The following is a 21,804-nucleotide window of genomic DNA, read 5'->3' as shown; positions in this document are numbered from 1 at the left end:
ACTAGCGATGTATCATCTCACTGCCCTCGTCACGCTGTTGGCGATCGCGTTTTACTTCTTCACCAGCATCAACGTCTCGCGGTCGCGTACCGCGACCGGCGTCAAGGTCCCGGCGATGTCGGGCCATCCGGATTTTGAACGCGCATTCCGAATCCAGATGAACACGCTGGAATGGATGCCGATCTACCTGCCGGCGATGTGGCTGTTCGCAATCTATATCAGCGACGTGATCGCGGCGAGCATCGGCGCGGTCTGGATCATCGGCCGCATCGTCTATTTCGTCGGTTATTCGAAGGCGGCAGCCAAGCGCGGCCCGGGCTTTGCGATCCAGTTTCTCGCAACGTTTGCGCTGTGGGCGGGGGCACTGGGAGCGGTGGTGTTGCGATTGGTGAAGTAAAGCACGGACGTGGGTCCCGGCTCCGCGCAGCAGCGTTTCACGCTGCAGCGCGTCCGGGACACGAGAGCGTCACTTCGTCAGCGGACAGCCGCTTTCCTTGGCGGTGAAGAACGCCTTGTCGCCGGGGACGGTGGCGAGCAGCTTGTAATAGTCCCACGGCTTCTTCGACTCCGAGGGCTTCTTGACCTCGAACAGGTACATGTCATGGACCATGCGGCCGTTCTCGAGCACCTTGCCGCCTTGCGCGAAGTCGTCGTCGACCGGCAGCTCCTTCAGCTTTTTGGCGACCGCGTCGGAATCCTTGGTGCCGGCGGCCTTGACCGCCTTGAGATAGCTCAAAGTCGCGGAGTAGGTGCCGGCGTGGATCATGCTCGGCATGCGCCCGGTCCGCTTGAGGAAGCGCTCGCCGAGATTACGGGTGCGATCGTTGAGATCCCAGTAATAGCCCTCGGTCAGCACCAGGCCTTGCGCGGCCTGCAGGCCGAGGCCGTTGACCTCGGCGAGCGTCATCAGAAGGCCCGCGAGCTTCTGGCCGCTGGCGACGATGCCGAACTCGGAGGCCTGCTTGATCGAGTTGGTGGTGTCGAGGCCGGCATTGGCAAGCCCCACGATCTTCGCCTTCGAGCTCTGCGCCTGGAGCAGGAAGGAGGAGAAGTCCGAGGAGTTGAGCGGCACGCGGACCGAGCCGACCACCTTGCCGCCATTGGCCGTGACGATCTCGCTGGTGTCCTTCTCCAGCGCGTAGCCGAAGGCGTAATCCGCGGTGAGGAAGAACCAGGTGTCGCCGCCGGCCTTGGTCAGTGCGCCGCCGGTGCCGACGCCGAGCGCGCGGGTGTCGTAGGCCCAGTGAAAGCCATAGGGCTGGCAGGCATCGCCGGTGAGGCGCGAGGTCGCGGCGCCGACGACGATGTCGATCTTCTTCTTTTCCTTGGAGAGCTCGTGGATCGCGAGCGCAACCGAGGAGGTCGTCAGCTCCGTGATCATGTCGACGTTCTCGACGTCGTACCAGCGCCGCGCGATCGACGCGGCGAGGTCGGGCTTGTTCTGGTGGTCGGCGGTGACGAGCTCGATCTTCTGGCCAAGCACCTCGCCGCCAAAATCCTCGATCGCCATCCTTGCGGCCTCGACCGACCATTTGCCGCCGTAATCGGCATAGACGCCGGACTGGTCGTTGAGGATGCCGATCTTGACGCCTTGCGCGGCGGCCGGCGCGGCCAGCAACACGGCCGACGCTGCGGCGACCAAGAATGCTGATTTCATATGTTAACTCCCGGCAGTGTTCTGTTGTGAAATCGCGCGAATACTAATGAAGAACGCCGCGCGTGCCCATCCATTGGATGTTGGTCGTTAGTATGAAGCAGACATCGCCATGGATCACCCGCACGAGCGCCGCGAAGCATGAAGCCAAGACGACATTTGAGAGCATCATGCAGCAGTCGCCTCCGGCTTCTTGTCCCGCCGCCCCTCCGCGAGGTTCCGCACCACCACGTAGAAGATCGGCGTGAACAGGAGCCCGAACAGGGTGACGCCGATCATGCCGAAGAACACGGCAACGCCGACGGCCTGTCGCATCTCCGAGCCGGAACCGCTGGAGATCACCAGCGGCAGCACGCCGAGGATGAAGGCGAAGGACGTCATCAGGATCGGCCGCAGGCGCAGACGGCAGGCCTCGATCACGGCCTCCAGCCGCGACTTGCCTTCGTTCTCGATGTCGCGCGCGAACTCGACGATCAGGATCGCGTTCTTCGCCGCCAGCCCCACCAGCACGACGAAGCCGATCTGGGTGAGGATGTTGACGTCCTGCCCCATGATGCGCACGCCGATGGTGGCGGCGAGCAGGCACATCGGCACGATCAGAATCACCGCGAACGGCAGGGTCCAGCTGCCATATTGCGCGGCGAGCACGAGATAGACGAATAGCACGCAGATCGGGAACACGTAGAGACCGGCATTGCCGCCGGTGACCTGCTGATAGGACAGGTCGGTCCATTCGAAGGTGAAGCCGCTCGGCAGGGTATCGTCGGCGAGCTGCTTGATGGTGTTGAGCGCGGTGGTCGAGCTTACGCCCGGTGCCGGTTCGCCCTGGAGCTCGGATGCTGCGTAGAGATTGTAGCGCGCGACGCGGTCGGGCCCAGAGACGTCCTTGAACTCGACCACGCTGCCGAGCATCACCATGTCGCCGGAGGCGTTGCGCGTGCGCAACCGCGAAAGGTCGCTCGGCTCCTTTCGGAACGGGAAATCGGCCTGCGCGGTGACGTGATAGGTGCGGCCGAACAGGTTGAAGTCGTTGACATAGGTCGAGCCAAAATAGGTCTGGATCGTGTCGTTGATGTTGGAGATGGGAACGCCGAGCTTCTGCGCCTTGGTGCGGTCAATGTCGACGAAGAGCTGCGGCGTGTTGGCCGTGAAGGGCGAGAACACCGAGGGGGCGAGCAGCAAGGGCGATTTGCGCGCGGCGGCGACAAGCTCGTCGGTAGCGGCAGCGAGCAACTCGGGCCCACGTCCCTGGCGGTCCTGGATACGGATGGCAAATCCGCCGCCGGTGCCGATGCCGGGCACGGCCGGCGGCGGAATCACGATGATGAAGGCGCCCTGGATCGCGGACAGGCGCTTGCGCAAATCGACCGTGATGGCGTTTGCGGTCAGACCATTCTTGATCCGCGCCTCGGGTTCGTCGAACACCGGAAACAGCGCCGCCGCATTACCAGCCTGGGTGCGTGTGGCGCCGGAGAAGCCGGCAAAGGCCGCGACGCGGACGATGCCCGGCGTATCCAGTGAGATCCGCTCGATCTCGCGTACCACCTCGGTGGTACGCGCCAGCGAGGCCGCGCCCGGCAATTGCACGGAGATGATGACGTAGCCGCGATCCTGCGCCGGGATGAACCCCTGCGGCGTAGTCACGATCAGCCAGCCGGCGCTGCCGATCAGCACGACGTAGATCAGCAGCATCACGACGGAGTGCCCGATCACGAAATTGGCGAGACTGGCATAGCCATGCGCCAGGCGGTCGAACACGCGGTTGAACACGCCTGTGAAGGCGTTCCAGCCGCGCGCGATGACATTCCAGGCGGCCGGCGGCCGCTTCTCTTCATGCGGCGTGAGGATCTGCGAGGCCAAGGCCGGCGACAGCGTCAGCGAGCAGAAGCAGGAGATCGCCGTCGCAACGGCAATGGTGACCGCGAACTGCTGGAAGAACTGGCCGGAAATGCCGCCGAGGAACGCGGTCGGGACGAACACCGCACACAGCACCAGCGCGATCGAGACGAGCGCGCCGCCGACCTCTTCCATGGTCCTGAGCGCGGCATCACGCCGGCTCATGCCGTGCTCGAGATGGCGCTCGACATTCTCGACCACCACGATGGCGTCGTCGACCACGATACCGACGGCGAGCACGAGGCCGAACAGCGTGAGATTGTTGATCGAGAAGCCCAGTGCCGCCATCACCGCAAAGGTGCCGACCAGGGAGACCGGAATCGCGATGATCGGAATGATTGCCGGCCGCCAGCCCTGCAGGAACACCAGCACCACGACGACCACGAGCAGCATCGCCTCGTAGATGGTCTTGATCAGCTCGTGGACAGACTGCGCGATGAACTCGGTCGGGTTGTAGCCGATGTTGTAGTCGAGGCCTTTCGGAAAGTTCTCCTTGAGCCTCGTCATGGTGTCGGAGATGTTCTTCGCCGTCGCGAGCGCGTTCGATCCCGGTCGCTGCGTCACCAGCATGGCGACCGCCGACTTGCGCAGCAGGAAGCTGTTGGTGGTGTAGGACAGCGCGCCGAGCTCGATGCGGGCGACGTCGCGCAGACGCACGGTGCGGCCGTCGGAGCCGGCCTTGATCAGGATGTCCTCGAACTGCTTTTGGTCCTTTAAACGTCCGGTGAAAGTGAGGTTCGGCTGGAAGGCGCGATCGGCGATCGGCGGCTCGGCGATCTGTCCGCCCGCGATCTGCACGTTCTGGGCGCGAATGGCCGCCAATACCTCGGCCGAGGTCAGGCCGAGATTGGCGATTCTATCAGGGTCGAGCCACAGCCGCATCGAATAGTCGCGCGCGCCGAAAATCTGGATGTCGCCGACGCCGTCGAGGCGCAGCAGCTGGTCACGAACCTGGAGCAGCGCGTAATTGGAAATGTAGAGCTGGTCGAAGGTGTCGTCCGGCGACAGCATGAATACGACCATCAGGATGTCGGGCGAGTTCTTGCGCGTAGTGACGCCGTTGCGCTGCACCTCTTCCGGCAGGCGCGGCTGCGCGATGGCGACGCGGTTCTGCACCAGCACCTGGGCCTTGTCGAGATCGGTGCCGAGCTTGAAGGTGACGGTGATGGTGAGCTGGCCGTTCGAGGTCGCCTGGCTGTAGAGATACAGCATGTCCTCGACGCCGTTGATCTCCTGCTCGATCGGAGCAGCGACCGTGTCCGACACGGTCTGCGCGGAAGCGCCGGGATATTGCGTGGTGACGACAACGGTCGGCGGCACCACCTGCGGATATTCGGAGACCGGCAGGGTCGTGTAAGCGAGCGCGCCGACGATCAGCAGCACGATCGACAGCACCATCGCCAGGATGGGCTGATTGATGGAGAGACGGCCCAGGTTCATGACTTGCCACCGGCCGGCGCTTGAGCGGACTGCGGGGCGACCTTGGCGCCGACGCGGGCGCGCTGGATGCCGTTGACGATGACGCGGTCCTCCGCCTTCAGCCCCTCGCGGATCACGCGGAGGCCGTCATCGAGCGGTCCGAGCACGACGGAACGCGCCTCGACGGTATCGTCAGGCTTCACCACGAACACGATCTTCCGGGACTGATCGGTCGCCACAGCGGCGTCCGGAATCAACAGGGCCTCATAGGGCGCGCTGCCGACCAGGCGGACGCGGCCGAACTGGCCGGGCAGGATCGACAGATCCGTGTTCTTGACCACGGCACGACTGCGCAGTGTGCCGGTCGACACGTCGAGGCGGTTGTCGAGGAAATTGACGGTGCCTTCACGGGACGGCTTGGTTTCACCGGCGAGCGTCACCTGCACCGGATTGGCGGTATCGCGCGAGCTTGGGCGTCGACCTTCGAACCACAGCTTGCTGTATTTGATGAAGGTCGCCTCATCCATGTCGAAATAGATGTAGATCGGATCAAGCGTGACGATGGAGGTCAGCAGCGTCGACGTGCCGTTGTCACTGCCCTGCACGAGATTGCCGGGACTGACGAGATGGCGGCTGACGCGGCCCGTGATCGGAGCGGTCACGTGGGTGAATTCGATGTTGAGCTTTGCGGCCTTCAGCGCTCCTTCGGCCTGCATCTCGGCTGCATGCGCGGCCTGCAAGGCCTGGCGGCGCTGATCGACGACCTGTTCGGAAACGGCGCTGGTCTGCACCAGGCTGAGGCCGCGATCGAGCTCGCGCTTGGCGAGCTCCACTTTGGCCCGTGCATCCGACAGCTGGCCCTCCGCCTGCGTGGCCACCGCCTCGAAGGGCCGCGGGTCGATCACGTAAAGCAGATCACCCTGGCGCACGATCGCGCCGTCCTGGAATTCGACCGAGTTGACGAAGCCGCCGACGCGCGGACGCACCTGCACTTCCTCAACCGCCTCGAAGCGCCCGGTGAACTCGTCCCAATCGGTGACTGTGCGCTTGACCGGCTGGGCGACGGTCACCGGCGCAGGCGGCGGGGCGGCGGCCTGTGACGCCGGCTTGTCGCAACCGGTGAGGACAAACGCCACGGCGATAAGCCCGCCGATTGAGCTGAGCCGGGGCTGAACGAAATCGTGCTTTTTGACAAACTGCTCGCTTCCGTCCGGTCCGCTCATCCCAGGTCCTCGCATCAAAGCCGCAGAAATAGCAGGGTACTCGCCTACCCGCGGGCGACACAAGATGGGGAGCAAGGATAAACTCTTCAAGTCGACGGCGGACGCAATGCTGGAAAAGAGGCCCTGACCGGATCGTGGGTTGACGGGACTTCTCTGCCTCTCCCCGTAAGAGCCAAGGCCGCCACATTTGAGAGCTTTTCCTTGCGGCCATCCTTCGAGACGCCCACCTTTGGCGGGGCCTCGGGATGAGGACCGCGTGCGTGACAGCGGCTTCCACAAGCAAAGATGCCGCTCACCCTCATCCTGAGGAGACGGCAAAGCGATGGCCTCGAAGGACGAGGCGACCGCTCAGGCCCCGCCAAGAACGCATATGCGATAGCCTGCCGTAAGCGCGGGGCGAGGGAGAATCGATGCCGGGCCCAGCGTCTTCGCACATGACGCGTGGCATCGGCTGGGATAGATTATTTCCAACAAAATCAAGACGAATTGTCCGGGGAGGACAGGCGTGCACCAGGGACGTGTCGTTTTCGGCGCGATCGATGAGGTCGTATTCGGCCATCCTGCGGCCGGCGCCGTCGTCGCGCAGATGGATCGGCTGGGAACGCGCCGCGCGTTCCTGATGGTTTCGGGCACGCTCAACCGGCAGACCGACGAGATCACGAAGATCAAGGAGGCACTTGGCCCGCGCTGCGCCGGCCTGTTCGATGCCATGCCAGCACATACGCCCCGAGAGGCGGTGATCGCAGCGACCCAAGCGGCGCGCGAGGCGAATGCCGATCTGATCGTCACCGTCGGCGGCGGCTCCATCACCGACGGCGCCAAGGCGGTGCAGCTTTGTCTCGCCAACGGCATCGATGATGTCGATGGCATCGAGCGCATCCGTGTGCACAAGGGTGTCGCGCCCGAAATGAATGCGCCGACCGTGCGCCAGATCAGCGTGCCGACCACCATCGCCGGCGGCGAGTTCAGCGCGATCGCCGGCGTCACCGACCGCAGCACGGATGTGAAGCAGATGTTGCGGCATCCGCTCGCGGTGCCGCGCGCAACCATCCTCGATCCCGCCATCACCGTGCACACGCCGGAATGGCTGTTCCTGTCCACCGGCATCCGCGCCGTCGACCATTGCGTGGAGGCAATCTGCTCGCGCGAGACCCACCCCTATGCCGACGCGCAATCGGTGAAGGGCCTTGCCATGCTCGCCGACGCGCTGCCTCGGGTGAAGGCGACTCCTGGCGATCTCGATGCGCGGATGGACGCGCAGATCGGCACCTGGCTGTCGATGGGCGCGCTCGCAGCCGGCGTGCCGATGGGTGCGAGTCACGGTATCGGCTACGTGCTGGGCGCGGCCTTCCACGTGCCGCACGGCTACACTTCCTGCATCATGCTGCCGGCGGTGATGCGCTGGAACGCGCGCGACAATGCCGAACGGCAGATGATCGTCGCCGCCGCCATGGGCTATCCCGGCCACGACGCCGCCGATGTGCTCGATGCCTTCATTCGCTCGCTCGGCATGCCGCGCAGCCTCGCTGACGTGCGTGTGTCCCCGCAGCATTTCGACGCCATCGCCGAACAGGCGATGCGGACGAACTGGATTCCGCGCAACCCGCGCAAGATCGACGGCCCAGCCGACGTGCGCGAAATCCTGCTTCTAGCCGCCTGATCGCAAACCGGAGGATCGATGTATACTGGTACGCATGCCCGCCTGCGCCCGCTCCAGCCCGCCTTCATCATGGCGGCGACAGGCGAAGCCGTGACCTATCGCGAGCTCGAGGCACGCAGCAATCGCCTGGCGCATCTGCTTCGCAAGCACGGCTTGAAGCGGCTCGATCACTACTCGATCTTCATGGAGAACAATGCGCGCTATCTGGAAGCCTGTGGTGCGGGTGAACGCGCCGGGCTCTACTACACCTGCATCAACTCCTTCCTGACGCCAAGCGAGCTCGCCTATCTCCTCGTCAACAGCCAGTCGAAGATCCTGATTACGTCCATGGCCAAGCTCGACATCGCGCGCGAGGCGATCAAGGCCTGCCCTGACGTCAGGCTGTGCATCGTCGCCGATGGCCCGGGTGAGAGCGAACGTATCGTCGGGCTTGCGGAGGTGACTGCCGAGCTGCCCAAGACGCCGATCGCCGACGAATGGCTCGGTACCGCCATGCTTTATTCGTCCGGCACAACGGGACGGCCGAAAGGCATCTTGCGGCCCCTGCCGGAAGAGCCGCCGAAGCACAATCTGCCGCTGTTCGATTTTCTGACGAAGCTTTGGCACTATCGGGAAGGCATGGTCTATCTCTCGCCCGCGCCGCTCTATCACTCCGCCCCGCAGGCTGCCGTGAACCTCACGATCCGCATGGGCGGCACCGTGATCATCATGGAAAGTTTCGATCCCGAGCGTTACCTCCAGCTCGTCGAGCAATGGGGCATCACCCACACGCAGCTGGTGCCGACGATGTTCTCGCGCATGCTGAAGTTGCCGGAGGAGGTGCGTGGCCGCTACGACCTTTCCTCGCTGGAGATCGCGATCCACGCCGCCGCGCCCTGCCCGGCCCTGGTCAAGGACGACATGATCAGATGGTGGGGACCGATCATCCACGAATATTACGGCGCGACCGAGGGCCTCGGCTTCACCGCCTGCAACAGCGAGGAATGGCTCGCCCATCGCGGCACAGTCGGCAAGGTGCTGCTCGGCGATCTCCACATCCTGGATGAGAACATGCGGGAATGCCCGACCGGCACGCCCGGTCAGGTCTGGTTCAAGACGGCTACGCCGTTCGAATATTTCAACGATCCGGAGAAAACCAAAGAGGCACGCTCGGCCGACGGTAGCATGAGCACGGTCGGCGACGTCGGCTATGTCGACGCCGACCGTTTCCTGTACTTGACCGATCGCGCGACGTTCATGATCATCTCCGGTGGCGTGAACATCTATCCGCAGGAATGCGAGAATCTGCTGATCACCCATCGGAAGGTTGCCGACGCGGCCGTTTTCGGCGTGCCCAATGCGGATCTCGGCGAAGAGGTGAAGGCCGTGGTGCAGCCGATGCCGGGCGTAGTACCGGGGCCAACTCTCGCCGAAGAGTTGATCGCGTTCTGCGCAAAATCGCTGTCGCGGCAGAAGGTGCCACGCTCGGTCGATTTCGAGAAGGAATTGCCGCGGCTGCCGACAGGGAAGTTGTACAAGAGGCTTCTCCGGGACAAATATTGGGGAAACAAGGCCTCCAGGATCGTGTGAAGGCGCAGCCGCTCCAAGGGTGTCGTCCTGTGGCGCGACGAAGGCGCGACCACGGAACGACGGTCGGGTTTGTCGGCGCAGCTGCGCAGAGCGTCTGCACAGGAGCTCTACGTTCGCACCTGCACTCTCACGTGATGAGGGTAAACCCTGCAGCCGCCGTCATCCGAATTGTCGAGGCGTCCTGCGGCCTTGCCTGTTGCCTCGCTGTGCCCGCGTCGCTATCGTCTGACAAACAGGCCGCAAAGGCCGTTGTCCAGGGAGGATGAGAATGCGGAGCGTGTGGGCGCTCGCCGCAATGGCGGCGCTATCTGTGCTGACGACCTCAACCGCCACGCTGGCCGGCGACCCCAAGCAGGGCGGCATTCTGCGGATGTATCACCGCGATAGTCCCGGCAGTGCTTCGATCCACGAAGGTGCGACCTATTCCCTCAACGTTCCCTTCATGCCGGTGTTCAACAACCTCGTCATCTACAAGCAGGACGTGGCGCAGAACAGCATGGACAGCATCGTTCCCGAGCTCGCCGAGAGCTGGGCCTGGGTGAACGACAACAAGACGCTGACCTTCAAGCTGCGCCAGGGCGTGAAATGGCACGATGGCAAACCGTTCACCTCGGCCGACGTCAAATGCACCTTCGACATGCTGATGGGCAAGGCGCAGCAGAAGTTCCGGCAGAACCCGCGAAAGTCCTGGTACGATCAGGTCGTCGACATCTCGACCAATGGCGACTCCGAGGTCTCCTTCAATCTGAAGCGGCCGCAACCCTCGCTGCTCGCGCTGCTCGCCTCGGGCTACACGCCGGTCTATCCCTGCCACGTCTCGCCGGCGGAGATGCGCACCCATCCGATCGGCACCGGCCCGTTCAAATTCGTCGAGTTCAAGGCCAATGAGTCGATCAAGCTGACCCGCAATCCCGACTATTGGCGCAAGGGCCGGCCCTATCTCGACGGCATCGAGTTCACCATCATCCCCAACCGCTCGACCGCGGTCCTCGCCTTCGTGGCCGGCAAGTTCGACATGACCTTTCCGACGGAGGTGACGATCCCGCTGGTGAAGGACGTCAAGTCGCAGGTGCCGAACGCGACCTGCGAGATCGCGCCGACCAATGTCACGACCAACATCATCGTCAACTCGTCGTCGCCCCCCTTCGACAATGTCGACATCCGCCGCGCCATGGCGATGGCGCTCGACCGCAAGGCATTCATCTCGATCATGTTCGAGGGGCAGGGCGACATCGGCGGCACCATGCTGCCGCCGCCGAACGGTCTGTGGGGCATGCCGAAGGAGATGCTGGAGACCATTCCGGGCTATGGCCCCGACGTGAAAGCCAACCGCGAGGAGGCGAAGAAGCTGATGCAGAAGGCCGGCTACGGGCCCGACAAGCATCTCGCCGTGAAGGTCTCCACGCGCAACATCCCGATCTATCGCGATCCCGCCGTAATCCTGATCGACCAGCTCAAGAACATCTATATCGACGGCGAGATCGACGTCGTCGAGACCGCGAACTGGTTCCCGAAGGTCGCGCGCAAGGACTACATGATCGGGCTCAATCTGACCGGCAACGCCGTGGATGACCCCGACCAGTCGTTCTACGAGAACTATTCCTGCGGCTCGGAGCGCAACTACACCAATTACTGCAACAGGGAGATCGAAAAGCTGTTCGACGTACAGTCGCAGGAGACCAATATCGAGAAGCGCAAGAAGCTGGTCTGGGACATCGACAAGAAGTTGCAGGAGGACGTCGCACGGCCGATCATCTTTCACAGCCGAATGGGCAGCTGCCGGCAGCCCTACGTGAAGGGCATCACCGTCATGACGAACAGCTCCTATAACGGCTATCGCTACGAGGACGTGTGGCTGGACAAGTAACGCAGGCCGCACACGGCTGACGGGCTCGACAGGAGGCGGTAGATGTTTGCCTATCTGGTGCGGCGCCTGTTCCTGATGCTCGTGACCCTGTTCGGGATATCGATCGTCATCTTCTTCCTGCTGCGCATCGTTCCCGGCAACATCGTCGACATCCTGTTCGCCGCCGCCGGCTATGTCGACCCGGCCGACAAGGCCAATCTGGAGAAGGAGCTCGGCATCGACCGGCCGTTGATCGTGCAATATTGGCACTGGATCAGCGGATTCCTGCGCGGCGATTTTGGCTATTCCTATGTCTCGGAGAAGCCTGCGCTGCAGGAAATCCTGCCGCGGATTCCGATCACGGCACGGCTCGCTGGCCTCGCGCTCCTGTTCTCGGCGTCGATCGGCATCCCGCTCGGCGTCATCAGCGCGGTGAAGCAGGGCACACGGCTCGACTATGCTCTGCGTGTCGTGAGCCTCAGTGGATTGTCGCTGCCCTCATTCTGGCTGGGCTTGCTCATCCTCACCGCATCGGTCGCGATGTTCGGCCAGATGCCGATCTTCAATCCGAATCCGCAGACCTGGCTCGAGGCATTTGCCACCTACGCCGTGCCGGCGGCCGCCGTCGGCTTCCGCAGCGCGGCACTGACCATGCGCATCACCCGCTCCTCGATGCTGGAGGTGCTGCGGCAGGACTATATCCGCACCGCCCGTGCCAAGGGCGCATCCGAAGCGGCGATCAATTATCACCACGCGCTGAAAAATGCGATCCTGCCCGTCATCACCGTGATCGGCATCGAGGCCGCATTCCTGATCGGCGGTCTGATCGTCACCGAGACCGTGTTCAACATCCCCGGCGTCGCCCGCTTCCTGGTCGAGGCGATCCGCTGGCGCGACTATCCGATCGTGCAGAACCTCGTGATGTTGATCGCCGTCGTGGTGGTGCTCGCGAATTTCACCGTCGACATGCTCTATGCGGTGTTCGATCCGCGGATCAGGTACACGGATTAGGAGATCAGCTTGGCTACGATCGACTTCGACGTTGAACTGAGACGTGCTGGGGCGCATGCGACCGGCGGCTGGCGCCGCGTGCTGTTCATGGCGCAGCGGCATGTGCTGGGCGCGGCTGGGCTCATCATCATGACGGCGTTCGTCCTTACCGCGATCTTCGCCGACCTCATCGCGCGCTACGATCCGCTGACGGTCGATTCCACCCGCGCGCTGATGCGGCCCAGCCTGGCGCATTGGATGGGCACGGATTCGTTCGGCCGCGACGTCTTCAGCCGCATCATCCACGGCGCGCGGATCTCGCTCGCGGTCGGCATCGGCTCGACGGCGCTCGGCGGCACGATCGGCGTGATCGTCGGTCTTACGTCCGGCTATCTCTCCGGCTGGGTCGATCTCATCTTCCAGCGCGTATCGGATGTCCTCCAGGCGCTGCCGCTCCTGGTGCTTGCGCTGGTGATGACGGCAGCGCTCGGCCCGTCGCTGCCGAACGTCATCCTCGCCATCGCCATTCCGCTGATCCCGACGGTCGCGCGCGTCATCCGCGCCAACACGCTGGCGCTGCGCGAGCAGCCGTTCGTGGAAGCGGCGAAATCGATCGGCATGAGCGAAATGCGGATCGCGCTGCGCCATGTGCTGCCGAATACGCTGGCGCCATTGATCGTGCTGGCGACCGCACAGCTCGGCTCGACCATCCTCACCGAAGCCTCGTTGTCCTTCCTCGGCCTCGGCATTCCCGAGCCTTATCCGTCATGGGGGCGCATGCTGTCGGAATCCGCCGCCGAATATGTCCGTACCGCGCCGTGGCTGGTGATCTTCCCGGGCATCGCGATCAGCCTCGCGGTTTTCGGAGCCAATCTGTTCGGTGACGCCCTGCGCGACATCCTGGATCCGAGGCAGCGCGGCTGATGGCGGACAAATCCGATCTCGTGCTCGACGTGAGGAACCTGAAGACGGTGTTCTTCACCAATTCCGGCCTGTTCAAGGCTGTCGACGACGTGTCCTTCACCGTGAAGCGCGGCGAGACGCTGGCGATCGTCGGCGAATCCGGCTGCGGCAAGAGCGTCACCGCGCTGTCCTTGATGCGGCTCGTGCCCGATCCGCCCGGCCGCATCGTCGGCGGCTCGGTCGCATTGGAAGGGACCGATCTGCTATCGCTGGATGAGGTGCAGATGCGCGCGGTCAGGGGCAACCGCATCTCCATGATCTTCCAGGAACCGATGACCTCGCTCAACCCGGTGATGCGGATCGGCGATCAGATTGCCGAGGCGGTGCGGCTGCACCGAAACATCTCGTCGAGAGATGCGCGAGGCATCGCGGTCGAGATGCTACGGCTGGTACGTATCCCCGAGCCGGCGCGGCGCGCGCGAGAATATCCGCACCAGCTTTCCGGCGGCATGCGCCAGCGAGCGATGATAGCGATGGCACTGGCGTGCCGGCCGGCGCTGCTGATCGCGGACGAGCCGACCACCGCGCTCGACGTCACCATCCAGGCACAGATCCTGGCCCTGATCCTCGATCTTCAAAAGGAGCTCGGCACCGGGCTTGTGCTGATCACGCACGATCTCGGCGTGGTTGCGCAGACGGCCCAGCGCGTGATCGTGATGTATGCGGGGCGGAAGGTCGAGGAAGCAAGCGTGGAAGCGCTGTTCGCCTCGCCTAAGCATCCCTATACGCGCGGGCTGATGGCCTCGATCCCGGCGGTGCCGGCCTCCGGCGTCCCTGTGCAGGCGCGGCTGAACGAAATCCCCGGCACGGTGCCATCATTGGTGGGGCTGCCTCAGGGCTGCGCCTTCGCGCCGCGCTGCAAGCTCGCCATCAAACGCTGTGAGGCAGAGTATCCACCGCTCGCGGACTGGGGCGGCGGCCATCTCGCGGCGTGCTGGCGCGCGGAAGAAGTCGCGGAGGTGGCATGACCGAAGCGCTGCTCGAAGTCACCGACCTCAAGAAGCACTACCCGGTGCGCGCCGGCGTGTTGCGCCGGCAAGTCGGCACCGTGCATGCGGTCGACGGCGTCTCGTTCGCGCTTGGGGCCGGCGAGACGCTCGGTCTCGTCGGCGAATCCGGTTGCGGCAAGTCCACGGTGGCGCGCAGCGTGCTGCGGCTGGTGGAGCCGACCTCGGGCCGGATCCGTCTCGATGGCGAGGACATCACACATCTGTCCAAGACGGCACTGCGCCCGCACCGCCGTTCGATGCAGATCGTGTTCCAGGATCCGTTTGCCTCACTCAATCCGCGCATGACCGCGGGCGATATCGTCGGCGAGCCGCTTGCCGTGCATGGGCTCGCCACAGGCAAGGCGCTCGAGGCGCGGGTCGCAAAACTGTTCGAACAGGTGGGGCTGCGGCCCGACCAGACGCGCAATTTTCCGCATCAGTTTTCGGGCGGCCAGCGCCAGCGCATCTGCATCGCGCGGGCGCTCGCCCTCGGGCCGCGCCTGATCGTGTGCGACGAGCCGGTCTCCGCGCTCGACGTCTCGATCCAGGCGCAGGTGATCAATCTCCTGATCGATCTCCAGCGCCAGCACGGCTTTTCCTACCTCTTCATCGCCCACGATCTCGCCGTGGTCGCCCATATCAGCCACCGTGTCGCCGTGATGTATCTCGGCCGGATCGTCGAGATCGCCGACAAGGATGAGCTGTTCCGCAACCCGCGTCATCCCTATACGCAAGCCCTGCTCGCCTCTGTGCCGATCGCCAATCCGCTGGCGAAAAAGCTCGCGCCGCTCGTCGACGGCGATGTCCCGAGTCCGGTCGACCCGCCCTCCGGCTGCGCGTTTCACACCCGCTGCCGGTTTGCGATGGAACGTTGCAGGACGGAACGGCCGGCACTTGTCGATGCCGGCGACGGGCATCAGGTGGCGTGCTTGCTCAACGAGGGGACCGGGCGGGGGCAATAGGCCTCAACGTCCGTATCACCGGCCACGCCGCCAGCGCGGCGGCCAGATGCTTGAGCGTATGGCCCGAGACGATATGTCCCGTCGCTTCGAACACGATGACATCGCCGAGCTCGAAGAGCTTGGCCAGCACGTAGAAGAAAAGCACACCGCCGAGCGGAACGCCGAGCGCGCCAGGCTGGGGCCGCGTCAGCGCAAGAGCCGCCGTGAGCGCGATGCCGCCGAATTGCACCACGACCCATGGTGTGAGGTTCTCGCGCGCGACCCAAGCGGCGAGCAGGCCCGCAACCGTCACGAGCACCACCATGGCCTGACCGGCGCGCACGCTGATGCGCTCGCCGGCCGCGATGCCCAGAAAGCCCGCGAACGCCACCGCCATGCCAAGTCGATCGGCCACGAGCCGCTGCGGCGCGTCGGGGTCGAGGTGATAGAAGGCCGACCCTATGCAAGTGAGGATCAATCCCAGGAAGAGGCAGCCTGCACCCGCGGGGGCGTTGCGGCAGATGCGCAGCCGCACCAGGCCCCAGGTGCCCATCGCCAGAAAAGCGAGATTGCTCAGCACGTCGCCGGCGTTGGGGAGGCCCAGCCAATTGCGGGTGTCGACGAAATGCGGGATGTGCCAGGCGGAGGCGGGCAGCGGGGGCGCCAGCAGCGCCACCAGCGTGAGCACAAACAGCGCGGCGATCAGATATTTTTCACGAATTTTCGTTTCGCCGAGTCGGCGGGACGCCGAGGGGAGCTTGGCGCCGGTCGCTCCGGCAAACTCATTGACGCGCAACATGCAGGCCTCCGAGGGAATTGAACGATGTTCATATTTGTAGCTCAGAAGTGAACAATGTTCAATGGTTCGCGGTGACGCCTCCGCCTTCTCGGCTATAACCTTGGAATCATTTGATTAATTAGTCAGACGGCAGCACGTTCGCGAATAGGGGAGCGCGCGGCCGGCGCAGGCCCCGCTTACTGCGAAAGCGCGCCCCGAAGCGCCCGCGGCCTGGGTGATTGGATCCCGGCGCGCCCGATGCATCCGGGACGCGAGACTAGGCCCCGATCTCCGCCACGATGCGGCCCGTGGTCACCTGCTCGCCTTCGGCAACGTCGATCGCTGCAACGATACCGTCGATGCCGGCCTTGTGAACGTGCTCCATCTTCATCGCTTCCAACGTCATGACCGGCTGGCCCGCGGTGACCCGGTCGCCCGGCTTGACCAGCACGGCGACGACGCGGCCGTTCATGGCGGCGCGGACCTTGCCGTCGCCGCCATTGCTCGCGGCCGCCTTCGGCGCGGCCAGCGTGAGATCATTCACCGCAAGCGGGATGCCGCGATGCTGGAGGTAGAGCCGGTCGCCATCGCGCAGGAATTTGGCACTGTCCATCACACCGTCATGGCGGAAACGAACCGCAACGCCATCGAGCTGTTCGATCTCGAACCTTTCCCGACGGTCGTCGCCGGCGACGGTGTAGCTGCCATCTCGCTCCCGCGTCACTTCGAGCTCATGCACGTGGCCGGCGATTTCGATTTTTGCCGGCAGCGGAAAGCTGGCGGCGAGACTCCGCCCGCCCTGCCATGACGGCGCGCGCGGGTTGGTGACGTAGAGCAGAAGCCCGGCCAGTGCAGCGTCAAATGCGGCGTTCGCGGAGGGCGCCATCAGCTCGTCGCGATGTGCGCCGATGAACGCCGTCGTCGCCTCGCCCCCGGCAAACCCGGGATGGCGCAGGCAGGACATCAGGAACGCCTGGTTGGTGGTCACGCCAAACGCGGTGAGCTGCTCCAGGCCGACGATCAGCCGCCCCCTCGCCTCGTCGCGATTGGCGCCGTGGCTGATCACCTTGGCGATCATGGAATCGTAGAACGGCGGAATCTCCGAGCCCGATTGCAGCGCATGCTCGACGCGGATGCCGTCGGGCACCTGCCAGCGCGCCATGCGTCCGGACTGCGGCATGAAATCCTGAGCGGCGTCTTCCGAGCACAACCGCACCTCGATGGCGTGGCCTGTGAAGCGGATGTCCTGCTGCTTCACCGGCAGCGGTTCGCCACGCGCGACGCGCAGCTGCAGCTCGACCAGATCGAGCCCGGTGATCGCCTCGGTCACGGGATGCTCGACCTGGAGGCGCGTGTTCATCTCCATGAAGTAGAACTCGCCGCTCGCATCGAGGAGAAATTCCAGCGTGCCGGCGCCCTCATAACGCAGCGCCTTCACTGCGGCGACGGCGACCTCTCCCATCCTTGTCCGCAGCTCCGGCGTCACGGCGGGCGACGGCGCTTCTTCGATCAGCTTCTGGTGCCGCCGCTGCACCGAGCAATCGCGCTCGCCGAGATGGATGGCGTTGCCGTGGCTGTCGCCGAACACCTGGATCTCGATATGGCGCGGGTTCTGGATCGCGCGTTCGAGGATTACTGTGGGATCACCGAACGCCGCCTTGGCCTCCGACCGCGCGCTACGCAACGCATCGGGGAAAGATGCGGCATCAGCGACGAGCCGCATGCCGCGTCCGCCGCCGCCCGCAACCGCCTTGATCATCACGGGAAAGCCGATCTTTCTGGCTTCCGCCAGCATGACCTCGTCGCCCTGCTCGACGCCTTGATAGCCGGGCACGATGGGCACGCCGGCCTTCTTCATGATCTCCTTGGCGCCGGCCTTGTTGCCCATCGCCGCGATCGCCTGCGGCGACGGCCCGATGAAGACGAGACCCGCCTCCTTGCAGGCGCGCGCGAACTCCTCGTTCTCGGCCAGGAAGCCGTAGCCAGGATGGACCGCGTCCGCGCCGCTCGCCTTGGCGGCGGCGACGATCGCGGGAATCTTGAGATAGGATTGCGCCGGCAGGGCTTCGCCGATGCGAATGGCCTGGTCGGCCTGCCGCACATGGAGCGCGTCGCGATCGGCATCCGAATAGACGGCGACGACGCTTAAGCCCAAGCGCCGCGCGCTGCGCATCACGCGCAATGCGATCTCGCCACGGTTGGCGATCAGGACCTTGAAGAACGGCCGGTGCTGCACTGATCCGTTCCTCATGGGCGGGCCACCGAGAATTGCATGCGCTGGGGTGCGCGCGCATCGCCCTCGCGGCAGATCGCGAGCACCTCGGACAGCACCGCGCGGGTGTCACGTGGGTCGATCACGCCGTCGTCGAGCACGCGCGCGCTGGTCGAGAACACGTCCATCTGGCCGTCGAACACGCCGACGATCTGCGCCTTCATGGCCTCGAGCTTGTCCTTCTCGATCGGCTTGCCGCGGCGCGCAGCGGCGGCTTCCGTCACGATCGCCATGGTCTCGGCCGCCTGCTCGCCGCCCATCACCGCGGTCCTGGCATTGGGCCAGGAGAAGCAGAAGCGCGGATGGAAGCCGCGCCCGCACATGCCGTAATTGCCGGCGCCAAAGGAGGCGCCGCAATAGATCGTGATCTGCGGCACCGTCGCCGAGGTGACCGCCTGGATCATCTTCGAGCCGTGCTTGATCATGCCGGCCTCTTCGTAGGATTTGCCGACCATGTAGCCGGTGGTGTTGTTCAGATAGAGCAACGGCGTCCGGGTCTGGCAGCAGGCCTGGATGAAATGTGTCGCCTTGTTGGCGCCGGCGGGATCGAGCGGGCCGTTGTTGGTGATGATGCCGATGGCCTGCCCTTCGATGCGGGCGTGGCCACAGACCGTGGCGGACCCGTAATTCGGCGCCATCTCGGTGAAATCGGAATCGTCGATGATGCGTGCGATCACCTGCTTCATGTCGACCGGGCGCTTATGGTCCATCGGCATGATGCCGAGCAGTTCGTCCTGGTCGTAGCGCGGCGGCCTGAACTGGGAAGCCGCCCGGCCCGGCCGCTCCCATTCCAGCGCGGCCATGATCTCGCGGGCGATGCGCAGCGCGTCACGATCATCCTCGGCGAGATAGTCGCCGAGGCCGGAGACTTGCGTGTGCATCTCGGCGCCGCCGAGCTCTTCCTCGGTCGCGATCTCGCCGGTTGCGGCCTTCAGCAGCGGCGGCCCTGCAAGGAAGGCGCGGGTGCGGCCCCGGACCATGACGATGTAGTCGGAGAGACCGGTCTGATAGGCGCCGCCCGCCGTCGAAGATCCATGCGTGACGGTGACGACCGGAAGGCCGGCCGCGGAGAGGCGCGCGAGGTTACGGAAGATGTTGCCGCCGCGGACAAAGTCCTCGACACGGTAGCGCAACAGATTGGCGCCCGCGCTTTCGACGAGCTGGACGTAAGGCAGCTTGTTCTCCAGTGCGAGCTCCTGCACCCGAAGCGTCTTGTCGAGGCCATAGGGCTGGAGCGCGCCGGCATCGATGCCGGCGTCGTTGGCGCTGACCATGCAGCGCACGCCCGAGACGAAGCCGATGCCGGCGATGACGCCGCCGCCCGGCACGCTCTTGGCCGCATCGGGCACGTCGAACATGTAGCCCGCGAGCGTCGACAGCTCGATGAAGGGCGCCCCGGGATCGAGCACCAGCGCGACGCGTTCGCGCGGCAGCAACTGTCCGCGCTTGTGGAAGCGATCCTTGGCTGCGGCCGACGCCGCCCGTGTACGCTCTTCCAGCGCGCGCATGCGGTCGATCAGCGCGAGCATGCCGTCGCGGTTGGCCTGGTAGGCGGCGCCGCCGCGGGAAATGGTGTTTTCGAGAATGGACATGACAGACCTTGATCGTCATTCCGGGGCACGCGAAGCGTGAACCCGGAATCTCGAGGTTCCGGGTTCGATGCTTCGCATCGCCCCGGAACGACGGGAATATTCAGCGATTCGTCCCAAAGATCTTCCGCGCCTCGGCGGGGCTCGCGATGTCGCGGCCGGCACGCCGCGCGCAGGCGGCGACGGCTTCGATCAACTGGCCGTTCGAGGTCACCTTCGTGCCGTCGGCGAGATAGAAAGTGTCCTCCAGCCCCGTGCGGAGATGACCGCCGAGCTCCGCGCAACGCTGGTGCAGCGGCCAGATCTCCTCGCGGCCGATCGCGGTGACCTGCCAGTTCGCCTCGGGGCGCTTCAGCTTGATCAGGATCGGCAGCAGCTCGGGATCAGCAGGCATGCCGGAGGCGACACCCATCACGAAATTATACTCGAGCGGGCCGTTGTACATGCCGACCTGGCGATACATGCCGACGCAGCGGACGATGCCGACGTCGAAGCATTCGAACTCAGGGATGGTGCCGACCGCGTTCATGGCGTCGAGATAGTCCTTCACCTTCTCGACCGCATTGTCGAACATCATCGGCGGCCAGGCCCAGGTGTTGTCGGCCTTCACTTTCAGGTAGTTCAGTGAACCGGCATTGCAGGCGGCGATCTCCGGCCTGGTTTCGCGGATGCAATCGAGCGCGCCACTGTAGTTCGGGCCGGAGACCCCCGAGGTATGGTTGATGATCACGCCCGGACACGCCTCGCGGATCGCCTGCTGAATCTCCTTGCTGACAGCAACCTCCCAGGACGGCAGGTGCCCCTTGCCCGGCGCCTGCTGGCGCAGATGGATGTGCATGATGGACGCGCCGGCATCGAATGCAGCCTTGGCCTCGCGCGCCATCTGCTCGGGCGTCACAGGCACGTTGTGCTGCTTCGGGTCGGTGAGCACGCCGTTCAGCGCGCAGGTGATGACGGCCTTGTCGCTCATGCCAATAATGTCTCGCACGTTGAGAATTCAACGCTTGCGATCATGTGACGCGCGACATGCGGCTTCTTGCGCGGAGAAGCTGGAAAAGGACGAGAGATCGCAGAGCTGTCGCAGGGCGGGCAAAGGCGCTCTTGCGCCGCGCCCACCACGTCTCAGCGCGGATCGAAGATGGTGGGCACGCTTCCGCCTTCGCTCTTCGAGCACCGGCGGACAAGCCGCTTTGCCCACCCTATGCGCGCGGCGCTAGCTCGCCTCCGCAAGCCGCACCGTCTCGGTGCTGCGATAGATCGCAAGATCGCGCGAGCCGACGAAGATCGCGCGCGGCTTCAAGCCGTAGAAGCGACGGATCGAATGGCTGAAATGGGTCGAGTCGGGATAGCCGATGTCTTGCGCGAGATGGGCGAGGTTGAGGTCCTGATTGGCGAAGTGCAGCAAATGCCGCGCACGCTTCCAGGCACGGAACGAGCGGAACGAGATGCCGGTCTCCTCCTTGAAGAGATGCAGGAAGCGCGAGGCCGAGAGCCCAGCCTCGGCGGCGCAGGTATCGGCGGTCACCGGCTCGCCGGAGAAACGTCCGATGCGGGCGACCGCGCGCATCACGCGCGGATCGAGCACGCGGCGCGGCAGTGCCTCGCCAAAACACATCTCGTCGAACTCGGCCGTGGTGATGTCGCCGTAGCGGCGCTGGCGCAGCAGCGTGTAGGCGGCCAGGATCTTGCGCGCATAGGCGGCCTTGTCCGGCCCCCGGAGCCGCTCGGCCAGGGCCTCGATCACGCCATCCGGCATGCTTTCGGGCTCCAACGTTACACTGATCACGGTGCGGTAGTCGCTGGCGATGGTGTGCAGCTGGTTCGGCAGGGTCACGATCAACTCGTCCGACGTCTGGACGTCGTCGATCGTCAGGTGCAGGCTGCCCTTCACCGCGACATAGACATGGCAGCAGCCGGGGGTCCGCTTGCGGGGCCGGCCGAGCAGGCCAGCATAGAATACCCGCTCCGGTGTGATCAGCATCAGATGGTCGGATTCGCGACCTTTATCTTCCATT

The 21,804-nt window shown here is 64.7% G+C and carries 16 protein-coding genes; 8 read left to right on the top strand and 8 right to left on the bottom strand.

The genetic code is table 11. The features are described from left to right. The first annotated feature begins 7 nt into the window (after window positions 1-7). Entirely contained in the window at window positions 8-397 is a 390-nt protein-coding gene (locus ACYCVF_RS18885) for an MAPEG family protein (protein WP_459598790.1), read from the top strand. A 69-nt stretch (window positions 398-466) separates the two neighbouring features. On the opposite strand, the gene ACYCVF_RS18880 is transcribed toward ACYCVF_RS18885, so the two are convergent. The 3 genes from ACYCVF_RS18880 to ACYCVF_RS18870 all read right to left on the bottom strand — a co-directional run bounded on the left by ACYCVF_RS18880 (window position 467) and on the right by ACYCVF_RS18870 (window position 6,192). After that, window positions 467-1,657, bottom strand: coding sequence for an ABC transporter substrate-binding protein (locus ACYCVF_RS18880; RefSeq protein WP_459598788.1), 1,191 nt, complete (start codon window positions 1,655-1,657; stop codon window positions 467-469). A 165-nt stretch (window positions 1,658-1,822) separates the two neighbouring features. Beyond that, window positions 1,823-4,990: an efflux RND transporter permease subunit gene (locus tag ACYCVF_RS18875; protein ID WP_459598786.1), complete on the bottom strand. Its 3,168-nt coding sequence runs from the start codon at window positions 4,988-4,990 to the stop codon at window positions 1,823-1,825. Further along, entirely contained in the window at window positions 4,987-6,192 is a 1,206-nt protein-coding gene (locus ACYCVF_RS18870; protein ID WP_459606590.1) for an efflux RND transporter periplasmic adaptor subunit, read from the bottom strand. The genes ACYCVF_RS18875 and ACYCVF_RS18870 overlap by 4 nt, the downstream gene beginning before the upstream one ends. A gap of 505 nt (window positions 6,193-6,697) precedes the next feature. Between ACYCVF_RS18870 and ACYCVF_RS18865 the strand changes: the two genes are divergently transcribed. From ACYCVF_RS18865 to ACYCVF_RS18835, 7 genes are all read left to right on the top strand, one after another. Then, complete coding sequence (locus ACYCVF_RS18865) at window positions 6,698-7,852, top strand: iron-containing alcohol dehydrogenase (RefSeq protein WP_459598782.1); 1,155 nt, start codon at window positions 6,698-6,700, stop codon at window positions 7,850-7,852. Window positions 7,853-7,870: 18 nt separating this feature from the next. Then, the gene (locus tag ACYCVF_RS18860) at window positions 7,871-9,421 is read left to right on the top strand and encodes an AMP-binding protein (protein WP_459598780.1); all 1,551 of its coding nucleotides are present in this window, start codon (window positions 7,871-7,873) and stop codon (window positions 9,419-9,421) included. Window positions 9,422-9,689: 268 nt separating this feature from the next. Beyond that, window positions 9,690-11,288, top strand: coding sequence for an ABC transporter substrate-binding protein (locus ACYCVF_RS18855; RefSeq protein ID WP_459598778.1), 1,599 nt, complete (start codon window positions 9,690-9,692; stop codon window positions 11,286-11,288). 42 nt (window positions 11,289-11,330) lie between these two features. After that, window positions 11,331-12,278, top strand: coding sequence for an ABC transporter permease (locus tag ACYCVF_RS18850; protein ID WP_459598776.1), 948 nt, complete (start codon window positions 11,331-11,333; stop codon window positions 12,276-12,278). A gap of 9 nt (window positions 12,279-12,287) precedes the next feature. Further along, window positions 12,288-13,181, top strand: coding sequence for an ABC transporter permease (locus ACYCVF_RS18845; protein ID WP_459598774.1), 894 nt, complete (start codon window positions 12,288-12,290; stop codon window positions 13,179-13,181). Continuing rightward, window positions 13,181-14,188: an ABC transporter ATP-binding protein gene (locus ACYCVF_RS18840; protein WP_459598772.1), complete on the top strand. Its 1,008-nt coding sequence runs from the start codon at window positions 13,181-13,183 to the stop codon at window positions 14,186-14,188. Before ACYCVF_RS18845 ends, ACYCVF_RS18840 begins: the two co-directional genes overlap by 1 nt. Continuing rightward, on the top strand, window positions 14,185-15,171 hold the full coding sequence (locus ACYCVF_RS18835; RefSeq protein ID WP_459598770.1) for an ABC transporter ATP-binding protein: 987 nt from the start codon (window positions 14,185-14,187) through the stop codon (window positions 15,169-15,171). The genes ACYCVF_RS18840 and ACYCVF_RS18835 overlap by 4 nt, the downstream gene beginning before the upstream one ends. On the opposite strand, the gene ACYCVF_RS18830 is transcribed toward ACYCVF_RS18835, so the two are convergent. The 5 genes from ACYCVF_RS18830 to ACYCVF_RS18810 all read right to left on the bottom strand — a co-directional run bounded on the left by ACYCVF_RS18830 (window position 15,143) and on the right by ACYCVF_RS18810 (window position 21,803). Continuing rightward, a complete protein-coding gene (locus ACYCVF_RS18830; protein ID WP_459598768.1) occupies window positions 15,143-15,949 on the bottom strand; it encodes a hypothetical protein in 807 nt (268 codons plus the stop codon). The genes ACYCVF_RS18835 and ACYCVF_RS18830 overlap by 29 nt on opposite strands. Before the next feature lie 256 nt (window positions 15,950-16,205). Further along, entirely contained in the window at window positions 16,206-18,179 is a 1,974-nt protein-coding gene (locus ACYCVF_RS18825) for an acetyl/propionyl/methylcrotonyl-CoA carboxylase subunit alpha (protein WP_459598766.1), read from the bottom strand. After that, window positions 18,176-19,792, bottom strand: coding sequence for an acyl-CoA carboxylase subunit beta (locus ACYCVF_RS18820; protein ID WP_459598764.1), 1,617 nt, complete (start codon window positions 19,790-19,792; stop codon window positions 18,176-18,178). The genes ACYCVF_RS18825 and ACYCVF_RS18820 overlap by 4 nt, the downstream gene beginning before the upstream one ends. Window positions 19,793-19,892: 100 nt before the next feature. Beyond that, complete coding sequence (locus tag ACYCVF_RS18815; RefSeq protein ID WP_459598762.1) at window positions 19,893-20,759, bottom strand: beta-keto acid cleavage family enzyme; 867 nt, start codon at window positions 20,757-20,759, stop codon at window positions 19,893-19,895. 243 nt (window positions 20,760-21,002) lie between these two features. Then, complete coding sequence (locus tag ACYCVF_RS18810; protein WP_459598760.1) at window positions 21,003-21,803, bottom strand: AraC family transcriptional regulator; 801 nt, start codon at window positions 21,801-21,803, stop codon at window positions 21,003-21,005. Window position 21,804 lies beyond the last annotated feature (1 nt).

This window comes from Bradyrhizobium cedriense (assembly GCF_054602315.1).
Note: the sequence above shows the minus strand (reverse complement) of the source record. Positions and strands in the feature narration are given on the sequence as shown.

Coding starts and splice junctions, on each gene's coding strand:
- ACYCVF_RS18820 (WP_459598764.1), bottom strand. CDS start 19,792: ATGTCCATTCTCGAAAACACCATTTCCCGCGGCGGCGCCGCCTACCAG.
- ACYCVF_RS18830 (WP_459598768.1), bottom strand. CDS start 15,949: ATGTTGCGCGTCAATGAGTTTGCCGGAGCGACCGGCGCCAAGCTCCCC.
- ACYCVF_RS18840 (WP_459598772.1), top strand. CDS start 13,181: ATGGCGGACAAATCCGATCTCGTGCTCGACGTGAGGAACCTGAAGACG.
- ACYCVF_RS18880 (WP_459598788.1), bottom strand. CDS start 1,657: ATGAAATCAGCATTCTTGGTCGCCGCAGCGTCGGCCGTGTTGCTGGCC.
- ACYCVF_RS18815 (WP_459598762.1), bottom strand. CDS start 20,759: ATGAGCGACAAGGCCGTCATCACCTGCGCGCTGAACGGCGTGCTCACC.
- ACYCVF_RS18860 (WP_459598780.1), top strand. CDS start 7,871: ATGTATACTGGTACGCATGCCCGCCTGCGCCCGCTCCAGCCCGCCTTC.
- ACYCVF_RS18875 (WP_459598786.1), bottom strand. CDS start 4,990: ATGAACCTGGGCCGTCTCTCCATCAATCAGCCCATCCTGGCGATGGTG.
- ACYCVF_RS18835 (WP_459598770.1), top strand. CDS start 14,185: ATGACCGAAGCGCTGCTCGAAGTCACCGACCTCAAGAAGCACTACCCG.
- ACYCVF_RS18825 (WP_459598766.1), bottom strand. CDS start 18,179: ATGAGGAACGGATCAGTGCAGCACCGGCCGTTCTTCAAGGTCCTGATC.
- ACYCVF_RS18870 (WP_459606590.1), bottom strand. CDS start 6,192: ATGAGCGGACCGGACGGAAGCGAGCAGTTTGTCAAAAAGCACGATTTC.
- ACYCVF_RS18885 (WP_459598790.1), top strand. CDS start 8: ATGTATCATCTCACTGCCCTCGTCACGCTGTTGGCGATCGCGTTTTAC.
- ACYCVF_RS18855 (WP_459598778.1), top strand. CDS start 9,690: ATGCGGAGCGTGTGGGCGCTCGCCGCAATGGCGGCGCTATCTGTGCTG.
- ACYCVF_RS18850 (WP_459598776.1), top strand. CDS start 11,331: ATGTTTGCCTATCTGGTGCGGCGCCTGTTCCTGATGCTCGTGACCCTG.
- ACYCVF_RS18810 (WP_459598760.1), bottom strand. CDS start 21,803: ATGGAAGATAAAGGTCGCGAATCCGACCATCTGATGCTGATCACACCG.